The organism is Shimia sp. R10_1 (assembly GCF_017744095.1).
GTDB lineage: Bacteria > Pseudomonadota > Alphaproteobacteria > Rhodobacterales > Rhodobacteraceae > Shimia.
On record NZ_JAGHQX010000005.1, the window covers coordinates 151259 to 168049 of the forward strand.

18 protein-coding genes, 1 tRNA gene and 1 riboswitch are annotated in these 16791 nt (G+C 55.3%); of the genes, 16 read left to right on the forward strand and 3 right to left on the reverse strand.

Annotation, left to right across the window (positions count from 1 at the left end; translation table 11 throughout):
* The first annotated feature begins 21 nt into the window (after nucleotides 1-21).
* Both J7413_RS11235 and J7413_RS11240 read left to right on the forward strand, forming a co-directional pair.
* Entirely contained in the window at nucleotides 22-774 is a 753-nt protein-coding gene (locus J7413_RS11235; protein ID WP_209098181.1) for an SDR family oxidoreductase, read from the forward strand.
* A complete protein-coding gene (locus J7413_RS11240; protein ID WP_209098182.1) occupies nucleotides 771-1388 on the forward strand; it encodes an enoyl-CoA hydratase/isomerase family protein in 618 nt (205 codons plus the stop codon). The genes J7413_RS11235 and J7413_RS11240 overlap by 4 nt, the downstream gene beginning before the upstream one ends.
* A 50-nt stretch (nucleotides 1389-1438) precedes the next feature.
* On the opposite strand, the gene J7413_RS11245 is transcribed toward J7413_RS11240, so the two are convergent.
* Nucleotides 1439-2209: an SDR family oxidoreductase gene (locus J7413_RS11245; protein WP_209098183.1), complete on the reverse strand. Its 771-nt coding sequence runs from the start codon at nucleotides 2207-2209 to the stop codon at nucleotides 1439-1441.
* Nucleotides 2210-2367: 158 nt separating this feature from the next.
* On the opposite strand from J7413_RS11245, the gene J7413_RS11250 reads away from it, so the two are divergent.
* From J7413_RS11250 to J7413_RS11290, 9 genes are all read left to right on the forward strand, one after another.
* Entirely contained in the window at nucleotides 2368-2847 is a 480-nt protein-coding gene (locus tag J7413_RS11250; RefSeq protein ID WP_209098184.1) for a UPF0262 family protein, read from the forward strand.
* A 5-nt stretch (nucleotides 2848-2852) separates the two neighbouring features.
* A complete protein-coding gene (locus J7413_RS11255; RefSeq protein ID WP_209098185.1) occupies nucleotides 2853-3329 on the forward strand; it encodes a low molecular weight phosphatase family protein in 477 nt (158 codons plus the stop codon).
* Nucleotides 3330-3412: 83 nt separating this feature from the next.
* On the forward strand, nucleotides 3413-5179 hold the full coding sequence (locus tag J7413_RS11260; protein WP_209098187.1) for a tetratricopeptide repeat-containing sulfotransferase family protein: 1767 nt from the start codon (nucleotides 3413-3415) through the stop codon (nucleotides 5177-5179).
* Nucleotides 5180-5297: 118 nt separating this feature from the next.
* Entirely contained in the window at nucleotides 5298-5516 is a 219-nt protein-coding gene (infA, locus tag J7413_RS11265; protein ID WP_007205486.1) for a translation initiation factor IF-1, read from the forward strand.
* 33 nt (nucleotides 5517-5549) lie between these two features.
* Nucleotides 5550-6125 carry a nucleoside triphosphate pyrophosphatase gene (locus tag J7413_RS11270; protein WP_209098189.1) on the forward strand — a complete coding sequence of 192 codons (576 nt, stop codon included), beginning with the start codon at nucleotides 5550-5552 and terminating at the stop codon, nucleotides 6123-6125.
* Nucleotides 6126-6137: 12 nt separating this feature from the next.
* Nucleotides 6138-7172, forward strand: a complete 1035-nt coding sequence (locus J7413_RS11275; protein ID WP_209098191.1) for a ribonuclease E/G — start codon at nucleotides 6138-6140, stop codon at nucleotides 7170-7172.
* Nucleotides 7169-7351: a DNA gyrase inhibitor YacG gene (gene yacG / locus J7413_RS11280; protein WP_209098193.1), complete on the forward strand. Its 183-nt coding sequence runs from the start codon at nucleotides 7169-7171 to the stop codon at nucleotides 7349-7351. Before J7413_RS11275 ends, yacG begins: the two co-directional genes overlap by 4 nt.
* A 78-nt stretch (nucleotides 7352-7429) precedes the next feature.
* A tRNA-Phe gene (locus J7413_RS11285) sits at nucleotides 7430-7504 on the forward strand.
* 163 nt (nucleotides 7505-7667) lie between these two features.
* A complete protein-coding gene (locus tag J7413_RS11290; protein ID WP_209098195.1) occupies nucleotides 7668-8963 on the forward strand; it encodes a hypothetical protein in 1296 nt (431 codons plus the stop codon).
* 510 nt (nucleotides 8964-9473) lie between these two features.
* Here the strand turns inward: J7413_RS11290 and J7413_RS11295 are convergent.
* On the reverse strand, nucleotides 9474-9881 hold the full coding sequence (locus tag J7413_RS11295) for a hypothetical protein (RefSeq protein WP_209098197.1): 408 nt from the start codon (nucleotides 9879-9881) through the stop codon (nucleotides 9474-9476).
* Nucleotides 9882-10007: 126 nt separating this feature from the next.
* On the reverse strand, nucleotides 10008-10379 hold the full coding sequence (locus J7413_RS11300; RefSeq protein WP_209098199.1) for a DUF2293 domain-containing protein: 372 nt from the start codon (nucleotides 10377-10379) through the stop codon (nucleotides 10008-10010).
* A gap of 455 nt (nucleotides 10380-10834) precedes the next feature.
* Nucleotides 10835-11045: riboswitch (cobalamin riboswitch) on the forward strand.
* Between the two features lie 123 nt (nucleotides 11046-11168).
* Between J7413_RS11300 and J7413_RS11305 the strand changes: the two genes are divergently transcribed.
* The 5 genes from J7413_RS11305 (at nucleotide 11169) to J7413_RS11325 (ending at nucleotide 16747) form a co-directional block, all read left to right on the forward strand.
* Complete coding sequence (locus tag J7413_RS11305; RefSeq protein ID WP_209098201.1) at nucleotides 11169-11969, forward strand: (2Fe-2S) ferredoxin domain-containing protein; 801 nt, start codon at nucleotides 11169-11171, stop codon at nucleotides 11967-11969.
* Nucleotides 11966-13489 carry an ABC transporter substrate-binding protein gene (locus J7413_RS11310; RefSeq protein WP_209098203.1) on the forward strand — a complete coding sequence of 508 codons (1524 nt, stop codon included), beginning with the start codon at nucleotides 11966-11968 and terminating at the stop codon, nucleotides 13487-13489. Before J7413_RS11305 ends, J7413_RS11310 begins: the two co-directional genes overlap by 4 nt.
* Nucleotides 13486-14460, forward strand: coding sequence for an ABC transporter permease (locus tag J7413_RS11315; RefSeq protein ID WP_348538743.1), 975 nt, complete (start codon nucleotides 13486-13488; stop codon nucleotides 14458-14460). The genes J7413_RS11310 and J7413_RS11315 overlap by 4 nt, the downstream gene beginning before the upstream one ends.
* A 242-nt stretch (nucleotides 14461-14702) precedes the next feature.
* Nucleotides 14703-15338, forward strand: a complete 636-nt coding sequence (locus J7413_RS11320) for an ABC transporter permease (protein ID WP_247743471.1) — start codon at nucleotides 14703-14705, stop codon at nucleotides 15336-15338.
* Nucleotides 15335-16747 (forward strand): ABC transporter ATP-binding protein, encoded by a 1413-nt coding sequence (locus tag J7413_RS11325; protein ID WP_209098207.1) that lies wholly within the window; start codon nucleotides 15335-15337, stop codon nucleotides 16745-16747. Before J7413_RS11320 ends, J7413_RS11325 begins: the two co-directional genes overlap by 4 nt.
* Nucleotides 16748-16791: the final 44 nt, after the last annotated feature.

Consider the following 16791-nt stretch of genomic DNA (forward strand, 5'->3'; position numbering starts at 1 on the left):
CAACACGATAGGGGGTGTTATATGAATGATTTTACTGGAAAAACCGTGGCTATCACCGGGGCGAGTCGTGGGATTGGGGAGTCTGCTGCGCGGCTTTTCGCCGAGGCTGGGGCAAATGTCGTGCTTCTGGCGCGGAGCGCATCGGACATAGAGGCCATTGCTGGCGAAATCGGTGAGCGTGCGCGCGCAATAAAATGTGACGTGGCGGACTATGCTCAGGTCGAAGGGGCATTGCAAAGTGCAGTCGACACGTTTGGTGGGCTCGATGTGTTGATAAACAATGCTGGGGTTGTGGAGCCGATTGCGCATCTCGCCAGCTCTGACCCAGCGGAATGGGGTCATGTCATCGATATCAATCTCAAAGGCGTTTATCATGGGGTGCGTGCTGCGCTGCCGATTATGGAAGCGGCTGGCGGTGGCTCCATCCTGACGATTTCTTCGGGGGCAGCCCATGGTCCGGTCGAGGCCTGGAGCCATTATTGTGCGTCCAAGGCGGCCGTGCACATGCTGACGCGCTGTGTGGACAAAGAAGCCCGCGACAAGGGTATTCGTGCGATTGGTCTGAGCCCAGGCACTGTTGCCACGCAGATGCAGCGGGAGATCAAAGCGAGCGGCATTAACCCGGTCAGCAAACTGGAGTGGTCCGATCACATACCCCCTGAATGGCCTGCTCGCTGTTTGATGTGGATGTGCGGAAGCGAAGCGGATGAATGGTTGGGAGATGAAATTTCCCTGCGCGCGGAAGATATTCGTCGCAAAGTTGGGCTGATATGATTTCTCTGGTCAAAGAAGACACCGGGCTTTGGATCGCGACGATCAATCGCCCGGACAAGGCCAATTCACTCACCGAAGCAATGCTGGACGAGCTGGCCGGCATTGCCGAGGCGGCGCAGGGTGCGCGCGCATTTATCCTAACAGGGGCTGGGCGGGTCTTTTCGGCAGGCGCTGACCTTGATGAGGCGCGTGCGGGGCTTGCCACAAGCGCGGTCTGGGAGCGTTTGTCACATGCGATTGCCGCTTTGCCGGGGCTTACCATTGCTGCGTTGAATGGCACGTTGGCAGGTGGGGCCAATGGCATGGCGCTTGCCTGTGACCTACGTGTTGCCGTGCCAACAGCCAAGTTCTTTTACCCTGTTATGAAGTTGGGGTTTCTACCGCAGCCTTCCGATCCGGCACGGCTTGCGGCGCTGGTCGGCCCTGCGCGCGCCAAGCTGATTCTGATGGGGGGTGCGAAGCTTTCTGCGCAGGAAGCCTATCACTTTGGGTTGGTGGATCAACTGGTGGAAGATGGTGATGTGCTGGCAGCGGCGCGTGTTCTGGCGGCGGACACGCTCGCTGCGGATCCTGATGTTGCGGCGGGTATCAAGGCAATGTGTGTCTCTGCCTAGACTGTTTCGCCACGTGCCAGTGCCAGTGTCAGGACTTGTGGCGCGGCGCGTCAGTAGTGGCTGGTATAGCCGCCGTCGACCGCCAGCACCTGTCCTGTGACATAGCTTGCGGCTGGGGATGCGAAAAAGAGAATGGCGGGGGCCAGTTCTGCCGGATTCCCCCAGCGGCCCAGAGACGTTGCGCTTTCAAGTCTGGCGGCAATGTCGGGGTCCTGCGCGGCAGCGGCGTTGGGGGCTGTTTTGAAGAACCCCGGCGCGATGGCGTTTACATTGATGTTGGCGTGTCCCAGCTCAGCGGCGAGCGCCTTTGTCATGCCGTTGAGCCCCGCTTTGGCGGAGGTGTAGGCCGCATCCCCGGATTGCGCGATCACCCCCGCAATCGAGGAGATGTTGACGATCCGCCCGTAGCCGCTTGTTTGCATCTGTGCCGCGGCGCGTTGCGCCAGACGAAAGGGCGCGACGAGATCAACGCCAAACAAGCGGACCAAATCGGCGTGGGTGAAATCTTGTAAGGTGCGGCGATCCCGCATGCCGACATTGTTGATGAGAATGGACAGGCTGCCAGCCGCTTGCAGCGTGGCAAAGGCCGCATCTGTCGCGGTTTCATCCGTCACGTCAAAGGCGAGCGGGCTGGCTTTCAGCCCGCGATTTGTAAAGTCATCAGCGATGATCTGGCAACGATCCTGCGCGCGGCCATTGATCCAGACATGGGCGCCGGCTTCGGCGAGCAGTGCGGCTGCGGCGCGCCCCATGCCATCTGTGCTGCCGGTGATGAGCGCGTTTTGGCCGGATAGATCAAAGCAGGGCAGTGCAGGGGGCATTGTCTAATCCTTTTGCGGCGCCGATTGGCTGAGCCATCGCCCATAGGCGTGTGCGCTGTCAAGTTGCGCCGCTGCGGCACGGGGCGCTCAGACGCATAGACAAGGCGGGCATGGCTAGGCTACTGATGCTGCATTGCAAAAAGCGAGAAGAGGCAGATATGTCCCGGATCAGCCACATTCAGATTGACGACCACAACCTGCCGCCGCCCACGCCGGAGATCGATCAGGAGCGCAAGGTCGCGATTTTCGATCTTCTTGAGGACAACAGTTTTGATTTGCCCAAACGGGATGATCGGGCTGTACCGGATGGGCCGTTTTCGGTTGATCTAGCCATTCGCGATAAGCGGTTGGTGTTTGATGTGGCCACAGAGGCAGGTGACAAGGCGGCGGAGTTTCACCTGAGCCTGAGCCCGTTTCGACAGGTGGTGAAAGATTATTGGGCGATCTGCGAGAGCTACTTTGATGCGGTCAAAAATCTGCCGCCGAGCCAGATCGAGACAATAGATATGGCGCGGCGCGGTATTCACAATGAGGGCGCGCGTGTTTTGCAGGAGCGTTTGGAGGGCAAGGCTGAGGTGGATACGGATACTGCGCGCCGGCTGTTCACCTTGATCTGCGTGCTGCATTTCGGAGGCTGATATCGATGGCCACGTCAGACGATAAATGCCCGTTGCCGCAGTCTGTTCTGTTTTGTTGTGACCAGAATGCAGTGCGTTCTCCGATGGCCGAAGGCATTATGAAGAAATTCTACGGCCTTGATGTTTATGTGCAATCCGCAGGCATTCGCAGCGATCTTGATATCGATGGTTTTGCCATTGCTGTGTGTGATGAGATTGGCGTGGAGCTTGCCCGCCACAGAACGCGCAGCTTTGAAGAAATGGAGAAGCTGGGTGATGATCTGTCAAGCTTTGACATGGTGGTGGCGCTGACGCCCGCGAGTCGCTCAGAGGCGGAGAAGTTGACGCGGTTTGATCATCTGGAGCTTGAGTTCTGGCCGGTGACCGATCCGACTGGCGTCGCTGCTGGAGACGGGCGTGACGCCAAGCTCGCGGCCTACCGCATCGCGCGCGATGAGATCGTGGCCTATCTGCAAACGCGTTGGGGTGCGTCGCCTTTGTAGCGACTGCAAAAGTTTGGCGGCGATAACGGTTTGTTTGCCAAGTTTCTCGATGGTGGTGCCGTACTTTCAGCGAGGAACAGTTTATGCCGCATGTGTCAAAGCGACGTTCGAAGGAGGAAGCGTCGGAGTTGCGCCAGATTCAGAGCCTGTATGACAGGGGGGAATTTAGAAATGCGTTGTTTCGATCGCAAAAAGTTCTGAAATCACTCCCTGATCACGTTGGGCTGAACGCTTTGTCTGGTTTTGCAGCGGAAAAGATCGGAGATGTTGAGCTGGCGGATCAATTACTGTCAAGGGCTGCTGATTTGGCGCGGGCCTCTGGTGGGTTTGCATTGGATTTGCCGCAGGGTTTGAAGAAAGCTGGTCGCTGGCAGCTCGCGATTCCGCTCTTCGTTTTGGCTTTAGAAAAGAACCAAAATCAGGCCGATGCACTTAATGGGCTTGGGCGTTGCCTTCTAGAGCTTGGTGATTTGGGGAATGCGCTCGTTGTTTTGGCAGATGCGCTAAAGTTCAGTCCTGATAATGCTGCTTATGCAGCAGATCTTGGGGAAGCATTTGATAAGTCTGGTCAGCAATCACAAGCATTGAACTGTTATCAAATTGCGCGACGTCTTGATCCTGACGAGATTGCCTACCTGCATAATGTTGTGAGGTTGAGTTACGCAGTTGGCGAGTTTGATCAAAGTTTAGAAGTCTTGGGCGAAGGGCTGACGCGGTGGCCTCAAGATCCCGCTATTTTGAACAATCACGCCAGCGTGTTGATTGCACTGGGGCGGACTGAAGAGGCGATCGAACAGTGGCGATTGGCTATGGATGTCGATCCTTCTTACAGTATCGCTTATAGTAACCTTGCTTGTCGTTCGTTGAGTTCAAGGATCAAGGATCTTGAGGAGCGGATCGACCGCCAGCTGAGTCGTAAGCCGCGTGCCGAAGATGAGAGGCGCTTCAGAATTGCTAAGGTTGATCTTTATGAAGATCGCGGTGCGTTTGATCAGGCGTATAGTAATTTGCTGGCTGCCAATGCGCTCCGACTTAAAGATTCGGCATGGCGTATAGAAAATGAAGAGTGTCGAGTTGCGCAGCTTAAAGCTCAGTTTAGTTCCCAGCCGGAGCTGTCTGTCAGCAGCGATGAACATGAAATCACGCCAATTTTCATTATCGGCATGCCGAGATCAGGCACTTCATTGGTGGAAGCCATTGTCGGGCGTCATAGCGAGGTGACACCGCTTGGAGAGTTGGACCACATTGCTTGCTTGGTAAACCAGCTAGGTCTCTTGGGAGACACGTTTTCTGCAGATCAGGCTGCTCAGTTTAAGCGCTGTTATCTGTCGCGTATTTCAGGCAGGGGGCAGACCCGTTTTGTGACGGACAAGATGCCCCAGAACTTCTTTGCGCTTGGTCACATAATCACATCTATGCCTGAGGCAAAGGTAATTCACGTTCGTCGAGACCCAAAGGCCTGTTGCTGGTCGAACTTTCGGCATTCTTTTAGCAGTGATGGGCTTGAATATTCTTACGACATCGAGGGGCTGATACGGTTTTTTGAGCTTTACCAGGATCTTATGGATTTCTGGCGCGCGCGCTATCCGGGACGTATCATTGAGCTTGATTATGAAGGGCTGGTTTCGAGCCCGGAGACTGAAATCCGGGCTTTGATAGAAGTGCTTGGTTTGGAGTGGCAGGAGGCGTGTTTATCGCCGCAAGAAAGCAGCGAGGTTATTAGAACCGCTTCCCAGGCGCAGGTGCGCAAGAAGATCTACAAAGGCAGTTCGCAAGGTTGGCGCAAGTATGAAGCGCAGGCGGGGGAATGGCTCAGTCGTCTGCCTGAGCATCGGCCTTTGTCGGGCTGAGGAGCGCTTTATAGTGTCACTTTTGCTCTATTATCTGGAGTTTGCCCTTGAAACGCAGCACATTTGGGATCATTTAGGGGCAGCCCGCACCAGGCGGGTGTAATGTGAAGGAGAAACCATGGCCAAGGAAGAACTGCTCGAATTTCCCGGTGTCGTGAAGGAACTCCTGCCCAATGCGACGTTTCGGGTCGAGCTGGAAAACGGCCATGAGATCATCGCACATACGGCAGGCAAGATGCGCAAAAACCGCATCCGCGTTCTGGCTGGCGACAAAGTTCAAGTCGAGATGACACCTTATGATCTGACCAAGGGTCGGATCAACTATCGCTTCAAGTAAGCCTTTGCGCGGACAGTCAAAACGAGGTCCTGGATGAAACTGATCTTGGGCTCTGGCAGTCCGCGCCGCAGCGAATTGCTGGCACAAATTGGGGTCGTGGCTGATGAAATTCGCCCCCCTGATATCGACGAGACCCCCCACAAAAATGAACTCCCGCGGCCTTATTGCGCGCGGATTGCCGCGCAAAAGGCCGCGGCGGTGCAGGCGGCAGCTGAGGATATTGTGCTGTGCGCTGATACCACTGTGGCGTTGGGGCGGCGTATTATGGGCAAACCTGCTGATGCAGGTGAAGCGGCGGCGTTTCTTATGGCGCTCTCCGGGCGTCGCCATCGGGTGATCACTGCGGTTGCGGTGCGCCGAGGGGCGCAGCTTTGGACACGCGAGGTGGAAAGCGCTGTCAAAATGAAGCGACTGTCCAATGAAGAGCTCAATGCCTATCTTGCCACCGGCGATTGGGACGGCAAAGCAGGGGGCTATGCCATTCAGGGCCCGGCCGGTGCGTTCATTCCGTGGATTTCCGGGTCTTTTACCGGCATTGTGGGGCTGCCCGTGTCAGAAACCGTCGGGCTTTTGCAGGCCGCGGGTTATCCGCTTTTTCAAAACACATAAAAGGATGCGCACATGAAGGGGCGTCAGATTATTCTCGACCACATCAATGGGCGCGAGGCCGCTGCCCTTATGGTGGATGGCATGCTGGACGATGTGCTGATTGACGCAGATGCACCGCGGATCGGCACAATTTACCGCGCCATTGCCGACCGTCCTGTGAAAGGGCAGGGCGGGATGTTTTTGAAAACGCCCGATGGGACAGCGTTTTTGCGGCAGGTGAAGGGGCTTGCGCCGGGTGACACCTTGCTGGTGCAGGTCACAGGGATGGCGGAGCCCGGCAAAGCCATTCCGGTCACTCAGAAAATCCTGTTCAAGAGCCGCTACGTGATTGTCACCCCTGGCGCGCCGGGTGTGAATGTGAGTCGGTCGATCCGTGATGATGATGCGCGCGATGCGCTGTTGGCGATTGCCCATGCTGAAGCGGGCGGTTTGCCGGAAGAGGCGCGAATTGGCCTGATTCTTCGTTCTGCTTGTGAAGGCGCTGCAGAAGACGAGATTGCCGAGGATATCCGCACAATGTTGGATCTCTGTGAAGCGACTCTGGCGGATGCGGAAGGTGCTGCGGAATTGCTGAGTGTGGGCGACGGGCCGCATGTCGCGGCTTGGCGTGACTGGTCGGAGCAAGCAGAAGTTGTGACCCAGGAGGGCAGCTTTGACAGCCATGGCGTGCTGGATGCGTTGGAGATGGCGGAAGGTGCTGAGGTCGCGCTGGGAGGCGGTGCTTACATGTATGTGGAGCCGACTCGTGCTTTGGTGGCGGTAGATGTGAACACTGGCGGCGACACTTCACCTGCTGCAGGGACAAAAGCCAACTTTGCCGTTGCCAAAGCACTGCCGCGGGCGTTGCGTGTGCGCGGACTTGGTGGGCAGATTGTGCTGGATTTGGCGCCTATGCCGAAGAAAGATCGCCGCGGTTTTGAGAGCGCTCTGCGCGCAGCCTTTAAACGTGACGTGATTGAGACCACAATGGTTGGCTGGACTCCGCTTGGACACTACGAGTTGCAGCGAAAAAACGCCCGCGCACCGCTTTCGGAGCTGCTAGAATGAGCTGCCCGATCTGCAAGAAAACGGCGGTAGCTGAGTATCGCCCATTTTGCTCCAAACGTTGCGCAGATGTCGACCTAAGCAAGTGGTTTTCTGGCGACTATGCCGTGCCTTCTCAAGACCCTGAGGAGGTTGTCGAAGCTATAGAGGCGTTGGAAAAACGATCCTCGAAATTACATTGATTTTTTTCACATTTCCCTCTGGACAGCCCCGCGTTGCTGACATAGAAGGCCCACACCCAAGGCGAACAGCCTTCCCATGCCCGGGTAGCTCAGGGGTAGAGCAGTGGATTGAAAATCCTCGTGTCGGTGGTTCGATTCCGCCCCCGGGCACCATTATCAAGCAAGTTAACAGAATATCCCAAAGGCAACCGAATGTTCGCGCAGCCGCATTTTGTAACTGTGCGCAATGTGATCGTTTTGTGTGTTGAAGACTGCGGTCGACCCCTTCACGTTCCCGCGGCGTAAACCCCCAAATCAGGAAACATGTGAAGTCGTGATGTCGCCAACAACCTTTCCTCTCAAGTTTAGGAACATACCACCGGGTTTCACGTCCGATAGTCTGGTCAGTGTACCGTACACACTTGCAAAATACAGCGCAGCAAATGGGCGAAAGTCTCAACCTGTGCTGGCCGGAAGGAACGTTTTTGCTCCATCAATCAATCTGAACGAGTACAACTGCACCGCCGTGGTCGATTGGCTCGAAGTTGCGATGGAAACGCCTGCGAACCACCAAGCTGTCAATATCTATAGGTACTTGAACAATGAGCTGAGAGACCTTGGGTCGCCTTCCACGGTGCATGTATCGGGTCCTGAACGAGAAGCTGGATACAAAGGCCGTCTATTTCTGGTTCGGATTCAGCAGCCGCGCTTGCGCTCAGCCCTTATGTTGTTTGACAGGGCAGCAAAGTACTACAACGTCGACGTACCGCACGTAGGATTTCTGAAAGTCAGAGGAATCGAGGTATCCATTGATTTCAAAGCAAGGGCTAATCAGGACCTGTCTTCTGACGAGCGCAATCTCAAGCGGTGGCAGATCCAAGACCTACTCTGGAGACACTTGCGCGTTGAGCCCCGCTTCACCCAACGAGAGAACTGTTCACCCAGGTTTGTTCAGATTAGACAGTCGCCGAGCGGACTGAAACGAGCTGGTGCATCGTTTGTCGTTAGGCAGACGTCCCCCAAACCAGGGTCAGCGATTTCATTGGCCGGTCTCGATGCACATAGTTCTTCGTCTTTGATGCTTGCAGCGTATCATCAACCTCATCTCGACATGACCTACTATGTTGGCTCCAACCAGGAAAGCGTTTTGCTGAGGATTATGGACAAATGCTCAGACAGAAGGGATCCAAGCAGGGGTACGAGGGTTGCGTTGCCGGAAGAAGATTGGCGCGCAAGGATTGAGGTCAGTCTTCTAGCGGAGGACAAAACAACGGGTGTTCCGGCCGCACTTGGCGTAGATACGCTCAGAGATCTGATCGGATTCAGGTTCCGAGACATTCGAAAGCCGATGTTTGAGTTCTTTGTCCCTACATTTGATGGAGATGGAACTGCTGCGATTCCAGGATTGGGAACCAAAGTATCGGAGTATGAAGCGTTCCGACGCGGGGGTGTCTACGGCCTCGATCGCTTGCTCAGATCGCTGCACGTTACTGCGACACAAACGGATCTTCTCGCTGATGGACATTTGCACGCTCACCCGTTGGGCAAGAAGGGTAAACTTGTCTCCTACGTTGACTTGAACAGCAAACTGGATCGGGCCTTGAAGGCACTTGAGAAGCGCTGGGCTTTATAGCGGAAGGTGAGCGCCGCGGGGGCTGAGGTCACACTGGTTTTCGCAACATTTACTGACGGAATATCCTTATAGAGGGATCGTCTCAAATCCGGTGGAGTGCAGGTATCCAGCTATACCAGCCTGGCCGATGCGCATAAGGATAGCTATCACAATAGATTGCGTTGCTGCTCAACCCTAATAACTTCAGTATATACATAGATCTCACTACAAATCAGAACACAGAGATAGACGGAAAAGAGATTGCAGAAAAACCCACTCACCTGACCACTCTTGCAAGCTTACTCCGTCAGTACACTGCTGGTGATTGATAAACGAAGTGAAAGCGGGCCGGTTAGATGGGATCATTGGAGGCCGCACATCTCTTATTCTCAAGCTCTTGCTTTCCGTCAGTCTGCATGTGCTTTCTTTGAAACTTGGTCGGTCAATTGAGAGATTTCCATCGGCAGAACGCGGAGCCTTCGGGATTTGAGAAGTTGGAGAATCCATACGCTCTGCATCGGTTGGAAAAGATCAGTTGAGTTTACTCTCGGAGCAATCTCTTGCCACTGCCAACAAGTTTTCCAGATATCTCCACAGCGGACCAATGGCGTCGACAATGCCGCTTGCCTCGGTCGTTCGGAGAAGGCTAAGCAGCCTCATTTCAGTGTCGCTCAGTGGTAATCCGAGAACATCCACCAGAACCTCATGAGTTCCGGGGTGGTATTCCTCGATCGCAGTCATGAGGAAAGTCTGCGCGTTGATCTGCAGGGTTTCTGACAGAGCCGGGATACGACCTAAAGGGACTCTTGTGATCCCCTGTTTCATCATGCTGATGACATTGGCGTTATTCATACCGATCCGGTCAGAGGTTTCCTTTTGTGTCATGTCCGACGCGTCAATGGCTTGGGTAAGCATCGTAGCGGTTGGGCTGGCGGTCATTTTCTATCACCTCGTGATGTTGTTTCGATGAGATGTGATAGAGCGTTCAAACAAGTCCTTGTCTGAGGCATGTGATTGAAAAGACCTTGCTTGGTGAGTGTCTCCGTAGGCGCGTTTTGCGCACGCTCAGGGCTCTCTGGTGTGATCCGCTACTTCGGGCGCGGGTTTGTCTTTGCGACGTTTTCTGGCTCTCCTCTGCGTGCGTATGGGCGCTCCTTCGCGCCATGCTGCGGTCATTGCATTGACCTCGTCAGAAACCCACAAGCGCGCCTGTCTGCGGCTCAATTTGTAACGCTTCAGCAGTGCTTCGTAGACCGTCAGCGTGTGGCGGATGTGATTGGTGACGACGATCCCTGTTGCTTTCGGAAGAGGAGCGTTCTCCCATTCCATGGCAGTGAGTTTCTGGACGAGAAACGGGATTTGATCTTCTGGGCGGGAGGGATACTCGACCGCTAAGTATGCGCGGGCGGTTTCTTCGTCGTAGGACTGTTTGGTCATTTCCGATTGTCTTGTGCAAATTGTCCAGCTCCGGCCGATATGGCGCCTTAGGTGAACCGGCGTGGCGTTTCGAGATGATGCACAGACATAGTCGGGCACGCTCAGTCCTGTTGTGAGAAAGCGCCTCTATAAGGATTGGAGACCGGCCAGGCGAATAGGGCAGGGAATGCCTCATATATACAGATATGGCTGGCTAGGACTTCATGTCAGAGGGCAATTGAAACGGAAGTGATCCGACGTGCGGAGCTGGAAGAGAAGCGTTTTATAGGCATTGGAAATGCCTTAACTCACTGCCGCATGCGACGCGTGAAGTACAGGAGACATGATCTGCTCTCAGGAGGCTTTGCGCAACTTTCATCATTGGAAATGCTTGCGAAGCAGACAGCCATCATTTGTCCAAATTCCGTTATCGAGCTTGCCATTGCAATAGTTGTTGAAGTTTCTCTCGGGTTTCTGCACATAAGGCGAGAGATGGTGCTTGCACGATGCAAATTGAGCGAGCTTAAAAGGGAACCCGGTGCGGTGTGTTTACACCAATTCCGGGACTGCCCCCGCAACTGTAGGCGGTAGTGAACTGTAAAGAGCCACTGGATGGATTCATCTGGGAAGGCGCAGTCTCACACAGATCCGCGAGTCAGGAGACCTGCCATCAACGGCGCCAAAAGGCGTTTTATGATGCAACGAATGCCGGGCGGGGTGCCCCGGAAGGAGAGACATGATGGTGACTGAGGCGCAGGCCTTTGACATGCCCCTTGTTCTATTGCCCCGTGCGGCCGCGCGGAGGCTACGATGGGCGAAACGACACATGTTGTAGGCAGCGAAATCCACCAGACTGATGCGGTTCTTTTTGTCGTATCGGCTTATACTCTGAGCAAAGGCGCGCTCAAGCGCTTGCAAGCTGCCACGGCTGCGTCGACGCATTTGCCAACGCGCCTTATCCGGCTTGAGGAAACAGGGCCGAGTCTGATTGCTGCATTGGACGAACTTCGCGAAGACGGGTATCGCAATATTCGCGTGCAACCTTTTGGAACGCCTTTCCCAGAGAGTTTGCTTGCCTGGATTCCGGGTGTTTTGGCAGACTGGCAAACACGTGGGCAAAACGCAGACACCACGCTCACCGTAGGGCCAGATCCGTCGCGAGATGCGCTCGCCATCACTCAACAGGCCGTATCCCTTTTAAGTGATACGATGCCACCAAAACCCGTTTCCGGTATCAAGCCCAGTCTTGGGAAGTCTGGTTGGAACCTGCCGCCAGATTTCGAGTTTCATCTCTTGGTGTGTACTGGTCCGCGTTGTGCCATTCATGGCGCTGCCTCTTTTGTGCATTTACTTAAAGAGGAGCTGGCTGCGGCAGGGATTTCTGATCGCTGCCTAACCACCCGCACGGGCTGTATCTACCCATGCAACAAAGGGCCTGTGCTGGCGCTTTATCCCCAAGGACACTGGTACCGCTTGCCTGACTTAATCGCGACACGCCGATTTGTGCGTGAAGTGCTGGTCGAGGGCGCCTCCGCCGAAGATCTCAGGTTCCATACTGCGCGGGCTGCTCGTGCGGAAATTCATACCCCCCAAAAGGAGATAGTGACATGACATTTAAATCCCTAATGCTGTCCAGCGTAATAGCGTTGGCCGGGCTGCCGGCTTTCGCGGATGATACAATCATCAATATGGCCACAAGCTTTCAGATCCGCTCCATGGACCCGGTGAAACAAGGGTTTTGGATGCAAGAGTTTGGTCAAGGCGAACTTCTGATGAAGTTTCAGCCCGATGGCTCGATCACCCCATGGCTGGCGGAAAGCCTGACCCGCGAAGACGAAACTACTTGGGTCATCACCATTCGTGACGGCGTGACCTTCCAAAATGGCAAATCCATGGATGTGCCTGCGGTACTTGCAGCCATTTCTTATTTCCGGGAGCGCAGTTCCGGAACTCAGGCGGTATTGCCAGCAGAAGCGACATTTGAGCAAACAGGCGAGCGTGAGATCACGGTTAGAACCGGTGTGCCGATTCCTGAGCTGCCGAATATTCTGGCCCATGAAAGCCGCTTAATGATTATTGATGTGGAGCCGGTACTCGCTGCGGGTGAGGATTTTGAGCAGCTCGAAGGCGCAGGTATTCATACTGGTCCATTCAAACTCGTCAGCCTAGACGATCAGAAAATGATTGCAGAGCGGTACGACAACTATTGGCGCGGTCAGCCAGCAATGGAAGGCGTGGAATTGCGTTTCGTCTCTGACGCCAACGCTCGCATTTTGGCGGTTCAAAATGGCGAGGTGGACATTGCACTTTATCCGCCCATTGCTGCGGCGCCGGTCTTTAAGGCGACGCCTAATCTGAACCTAGCACTGGGCCCTCTTTCAACGGGTGGCTTTGTCGGATTTATGGATGTGACCAATGGCTCGTTTGAGGAAAAGGCCGTCCGACGCGCAGTGATGCTGGCGATGAACTATGACGAGATTGCAAATGCGGTCTTTCATGGGGCCAAGGCGCCTGCCACGGGGCTTTACAACCCCAATTTCCCTTATGCCTTAAAGAACTATCGCCATGATCTGGACGAAGCCAACGCCCTGCTGGACACCGCAGGCTGGGTGCGTGATGGCGATACGCGTACGCGGGATGGTGAAACTCTTTCCGTGACCATTCTCATCTACCCTCAGCAGCCGGACTTGGTGCCTCTGTCAGGCGCGATGCAAGCGTATCTGACCCAGGCTGGTATCGCCTCTGAAGTTGTTTCTGTGGACAGCGTGCGTGAAGCAGCCATGAACGATCTGGTAGAGTGGGATCTCGCACTTTCAGCCACCGGCACGGCCACCGTTGGTTCCGTGAGCGGTTTCCTGAACCGCTATGTTGCCTGCGACGGAGATCGTAACTATGGCGGCTACTGCAACTCGGATGTGCAGGGCCTGATAGAAGAACTTGATGTGACCGTTGACGAAGAGACGCGCAACAAAATGCTGCGCGATATCCAAACCATCGTCGCAGAGGATGATCCCTATATCTTCAATCTGACCATTTTGAAGGAGCGTGCGCTGGTAAGTGATGCATGGTCCAACTATGTGCCAGCGGTTGCTTGGAACCATATCAAATGGGATACGGCCCCCAACAAGTGAGATCCAGGGCCGACATAAGGGCACGCGGTGGGCTTCTGACTGCCGCGTTTTCCCGCCTTTTTCAGGCGGTCCTAACGGCGCTAGCGGCGAGTGTGATTGTCTGGTCGCTGCTGCCGTTGGCTCCGGGCGATGTCGCCACGCGCGTGCTTCTGGCGCGTGGTGTGAATGACCCGACAGCGGCCGAAATCGCTGCAGCGCATGACGCTCTGGGTTTGAATAACCCCTTGCCAGTGCAGTTCTTTCAATGGCTGGGTCATGTGTTGCAGGGAGACTTCGGGCAGAGTTTTACCAGTCAGGCCTCGGTTACTCAGGAAATACTGGAACGTCTGCCCGCGACTTTGATGCTTCTGGGATTGGCTCTGGTATTCTCAGTTGTCTTTTCAGTGATATTGGCCTTGCTCGCTGCTGCCTATCAAGATCGTTGGCCTGATCAGTTGATCCGGGCCTACACACAAATTGGTGCGGCCTTCCCGACCTTTGTTTTTGCCCTGCTGGCGCTCACATTTGTCGTTGTCGGCTTCCAGATGGGGCAGGTGCTCTCTGATGTGACCTGGCGAGCCGCGCTGATCCCGGCTTTCATCATCGGATTGGATCGTGCCGCGAGCTGGACGCAATTGTTGCGAGCTGGTCTGTTGCAGGCCATGAACAGTGGCTACGCTGAAGTCGCGCGGACCCGCGGTGCCTCTGAGCGTCGCATACTGCTACGTTATGCATTGCCCAATGCGATCTTACCATTTCTTACCGCTATCGGTGTCAGCGTTGGTGCGCTCATTGGCGGGGCCCCCTTGATTGAGGCGATTTTCACTTGGCCCGGACTAGGGGCCTACTTGCTCGAAGCGCTGTCAGCCCGCAACTATCCTGTGATTCAGGCTTATGTGCTGATTGCGGCACTTTCCTATGTGACCGCAGCATTCTTGGTAGATCTGGCCGCTCTTTTGCTGGACCCGAGACTACGAGAGGTAGGCAAGTGAGCTTTTCGTTTGATCTCACCCGACCGCCGTCGATTTCGCAACGAATGTCGCGCCATCTATTGGGGCAGCTTTGGCGACATAAAAGCGGGCGTGTCGGGTTGATATTGGGTTTGTTTCTTTTCGTTTTTGCAATGATCGGATTTGTTTGGACGCCCCACGATCCCAATGTGCCACACTACATTAGCGCGCTCAAAGCCCCAAGTTTTGCACATCCCTTCGGGACCGATGCAACGGGGCGCGACATGCTGAGCCGAAGTCTTGATGGCGCGCATAGATCGCTTGGGGCGGCGTTACTCGTGCTGAGTGCGGTATTTCTAATAGGGTTGCTGATTGGCACTGCGGCGGGTGTAATCGGCGGGGTGGTGGACATGCTGCTGATGCGGGTCGTCGATATTGCCATGACGTTGCCAGGGCTTGTTCTGGCCTTTGCGGTTCTTGGGATATTGGGGCCGGGTTTTGTCAATCTGCTGATAGCGCTGATTATCGCGGATTGGGCTTGGTATGCGCGTTTGGCGAGATCGCTCGCGTTGGGGGCGCGATCCAAGCCCCATGTGACCGCTGCCAAGCTGGCAGGAATTTCACAGTGGCGCATTGTCTTGGGGCATATTTTCCCTGGGGTTGCTTTGCAGCTTGGCGTTGTGGCCAGCCTCGCACTGGGGGGTATGATTGGAGCCATTTCAGGCTTTTCGTTCTTGGGATTGGGAGTGCAGCCCCCTCACGCTGAATGGGGCGCGCTTTTGGCGGACTCCCGCCTCTATTTCGCATTGGCACCTTGGTTGCTGATTGTGCCTGCTGGTTTTATCTTTCTGTCGGTGCTTTCGGCGAACCTGGTTGGAAATGCCCTGCGCGATGTGGCTGGGCAGGAGACCATCGCATGACCGCAGCTCTGATTTGTGAAGATCTCTCTGTTCGCTATCCTGGTGGCAACACCCCCGTGCGGAATGTCTCGTTCTGTGTTTCGGCAGGTGAGTGTTTCGCTTTGGTTGGCGGTTCGGGAGCGGGCAAGTCCAGTATTGCCCGAGCGCTGCTTGGTTTGCATGGGGCGGGGGCGAAGATCACAGGCGCGCTGAGCTTGAATGGCCAGGATATGTCTCGGGCATCTGCAGACGCGTGGAGACGTCTACGCGGCAGAGGGGTGGGCTTTGTTGCGCAAAATCCTTGGAGCAGCTGTGATCCTCTGCGTCCGGTTGGGGATCATGTTGCGGAGGCTTGGCGATGTCATGGGCTGCCCGTAACTTGGCAAGCGATCGCCAAGGCGCTGACGGCATTGGATATCCCTAACGTAGGATCTCGGCAGCGCCAATACCCTCACACCTGGAGTGGAGGCATGCTTCAACGTGCTTCGATAGCAGCTGCAAGCGCTTTAACACCCCCAATCGTGATAGCAGATGAACCCACCAGCGCTCTTGATGCTGATCGTGCCCAAAAGGTGCTTGATGCCCTACGTGCTTTGGGCTGCGCAGTTCTTCTGATCAGCCATGATATGGATTTGGTGATGCGCAACGCTGATAGAATTGGCGTATTATACCAAGGGCTTCTTGTGGAAACAGATACGCCTGAAGTGTTGCTCAAAGCGCCGGCGCATCAGGAAACCCGACGCCTCCTTGGTGCGCTAGAACCGTTGCCGCCGCGCCAAGCCCCCGCCAATCCTACACCTCTTATCAGGTTAAGAGATGTCAGCGTTGCGTATAAGCGTGGGCAGGTGCAAGCCCTCAAACCTGTCGACCTTGAGGTCGGAGAAGCGGAGATTGTTGGTATTCAAGGAGCATCGGGCTCCGGTAAATCTACGCTGCTGCGTCTGGTGATGGGATTGGAGGCACCAAGTAGAGGAAGCCTCTGGCGGTCTGAAGCCCTAACGCCACGGGGCGCTCTATTGCCGATATTTCAAGATCCCATTGGCAGTCTCGTCCCCCATTGGCCCGTCTGGCGATCGGTTGCGGAGCCACTATTGGCAAAGAACCAGTCCCGCCGTCCGGTTAAGGAGCGCCAAGAACGCGCGCTTGAAGCCCTGAATACGGTGGGGTTGGGAAGCATTAGTCCGGATGCGCGCCCGTCGGAGTTGTCTGTGGGGCAGTGTCAAAGGGTTGCGATCGCCCGAGCAACGATCACTCAACCGGCTCTCATTGTCGCGGACGAGCCCACGAGCGCACTTGATAGCGTTTCGATCCAACAGGTCAGTAAATTGCTGCGCCAAGCCGCGGAGAAAGGGACCGCCGTGCTGTTGGTCAGTCACGACAAAGGGTTTTTGAACCGGATGGCTGATAGGACAATATCCCTCGGAGGGTAGCGCTATGCTTTCTGTGGCTGTGAGTTTCTAGATCAGAAGCGAGG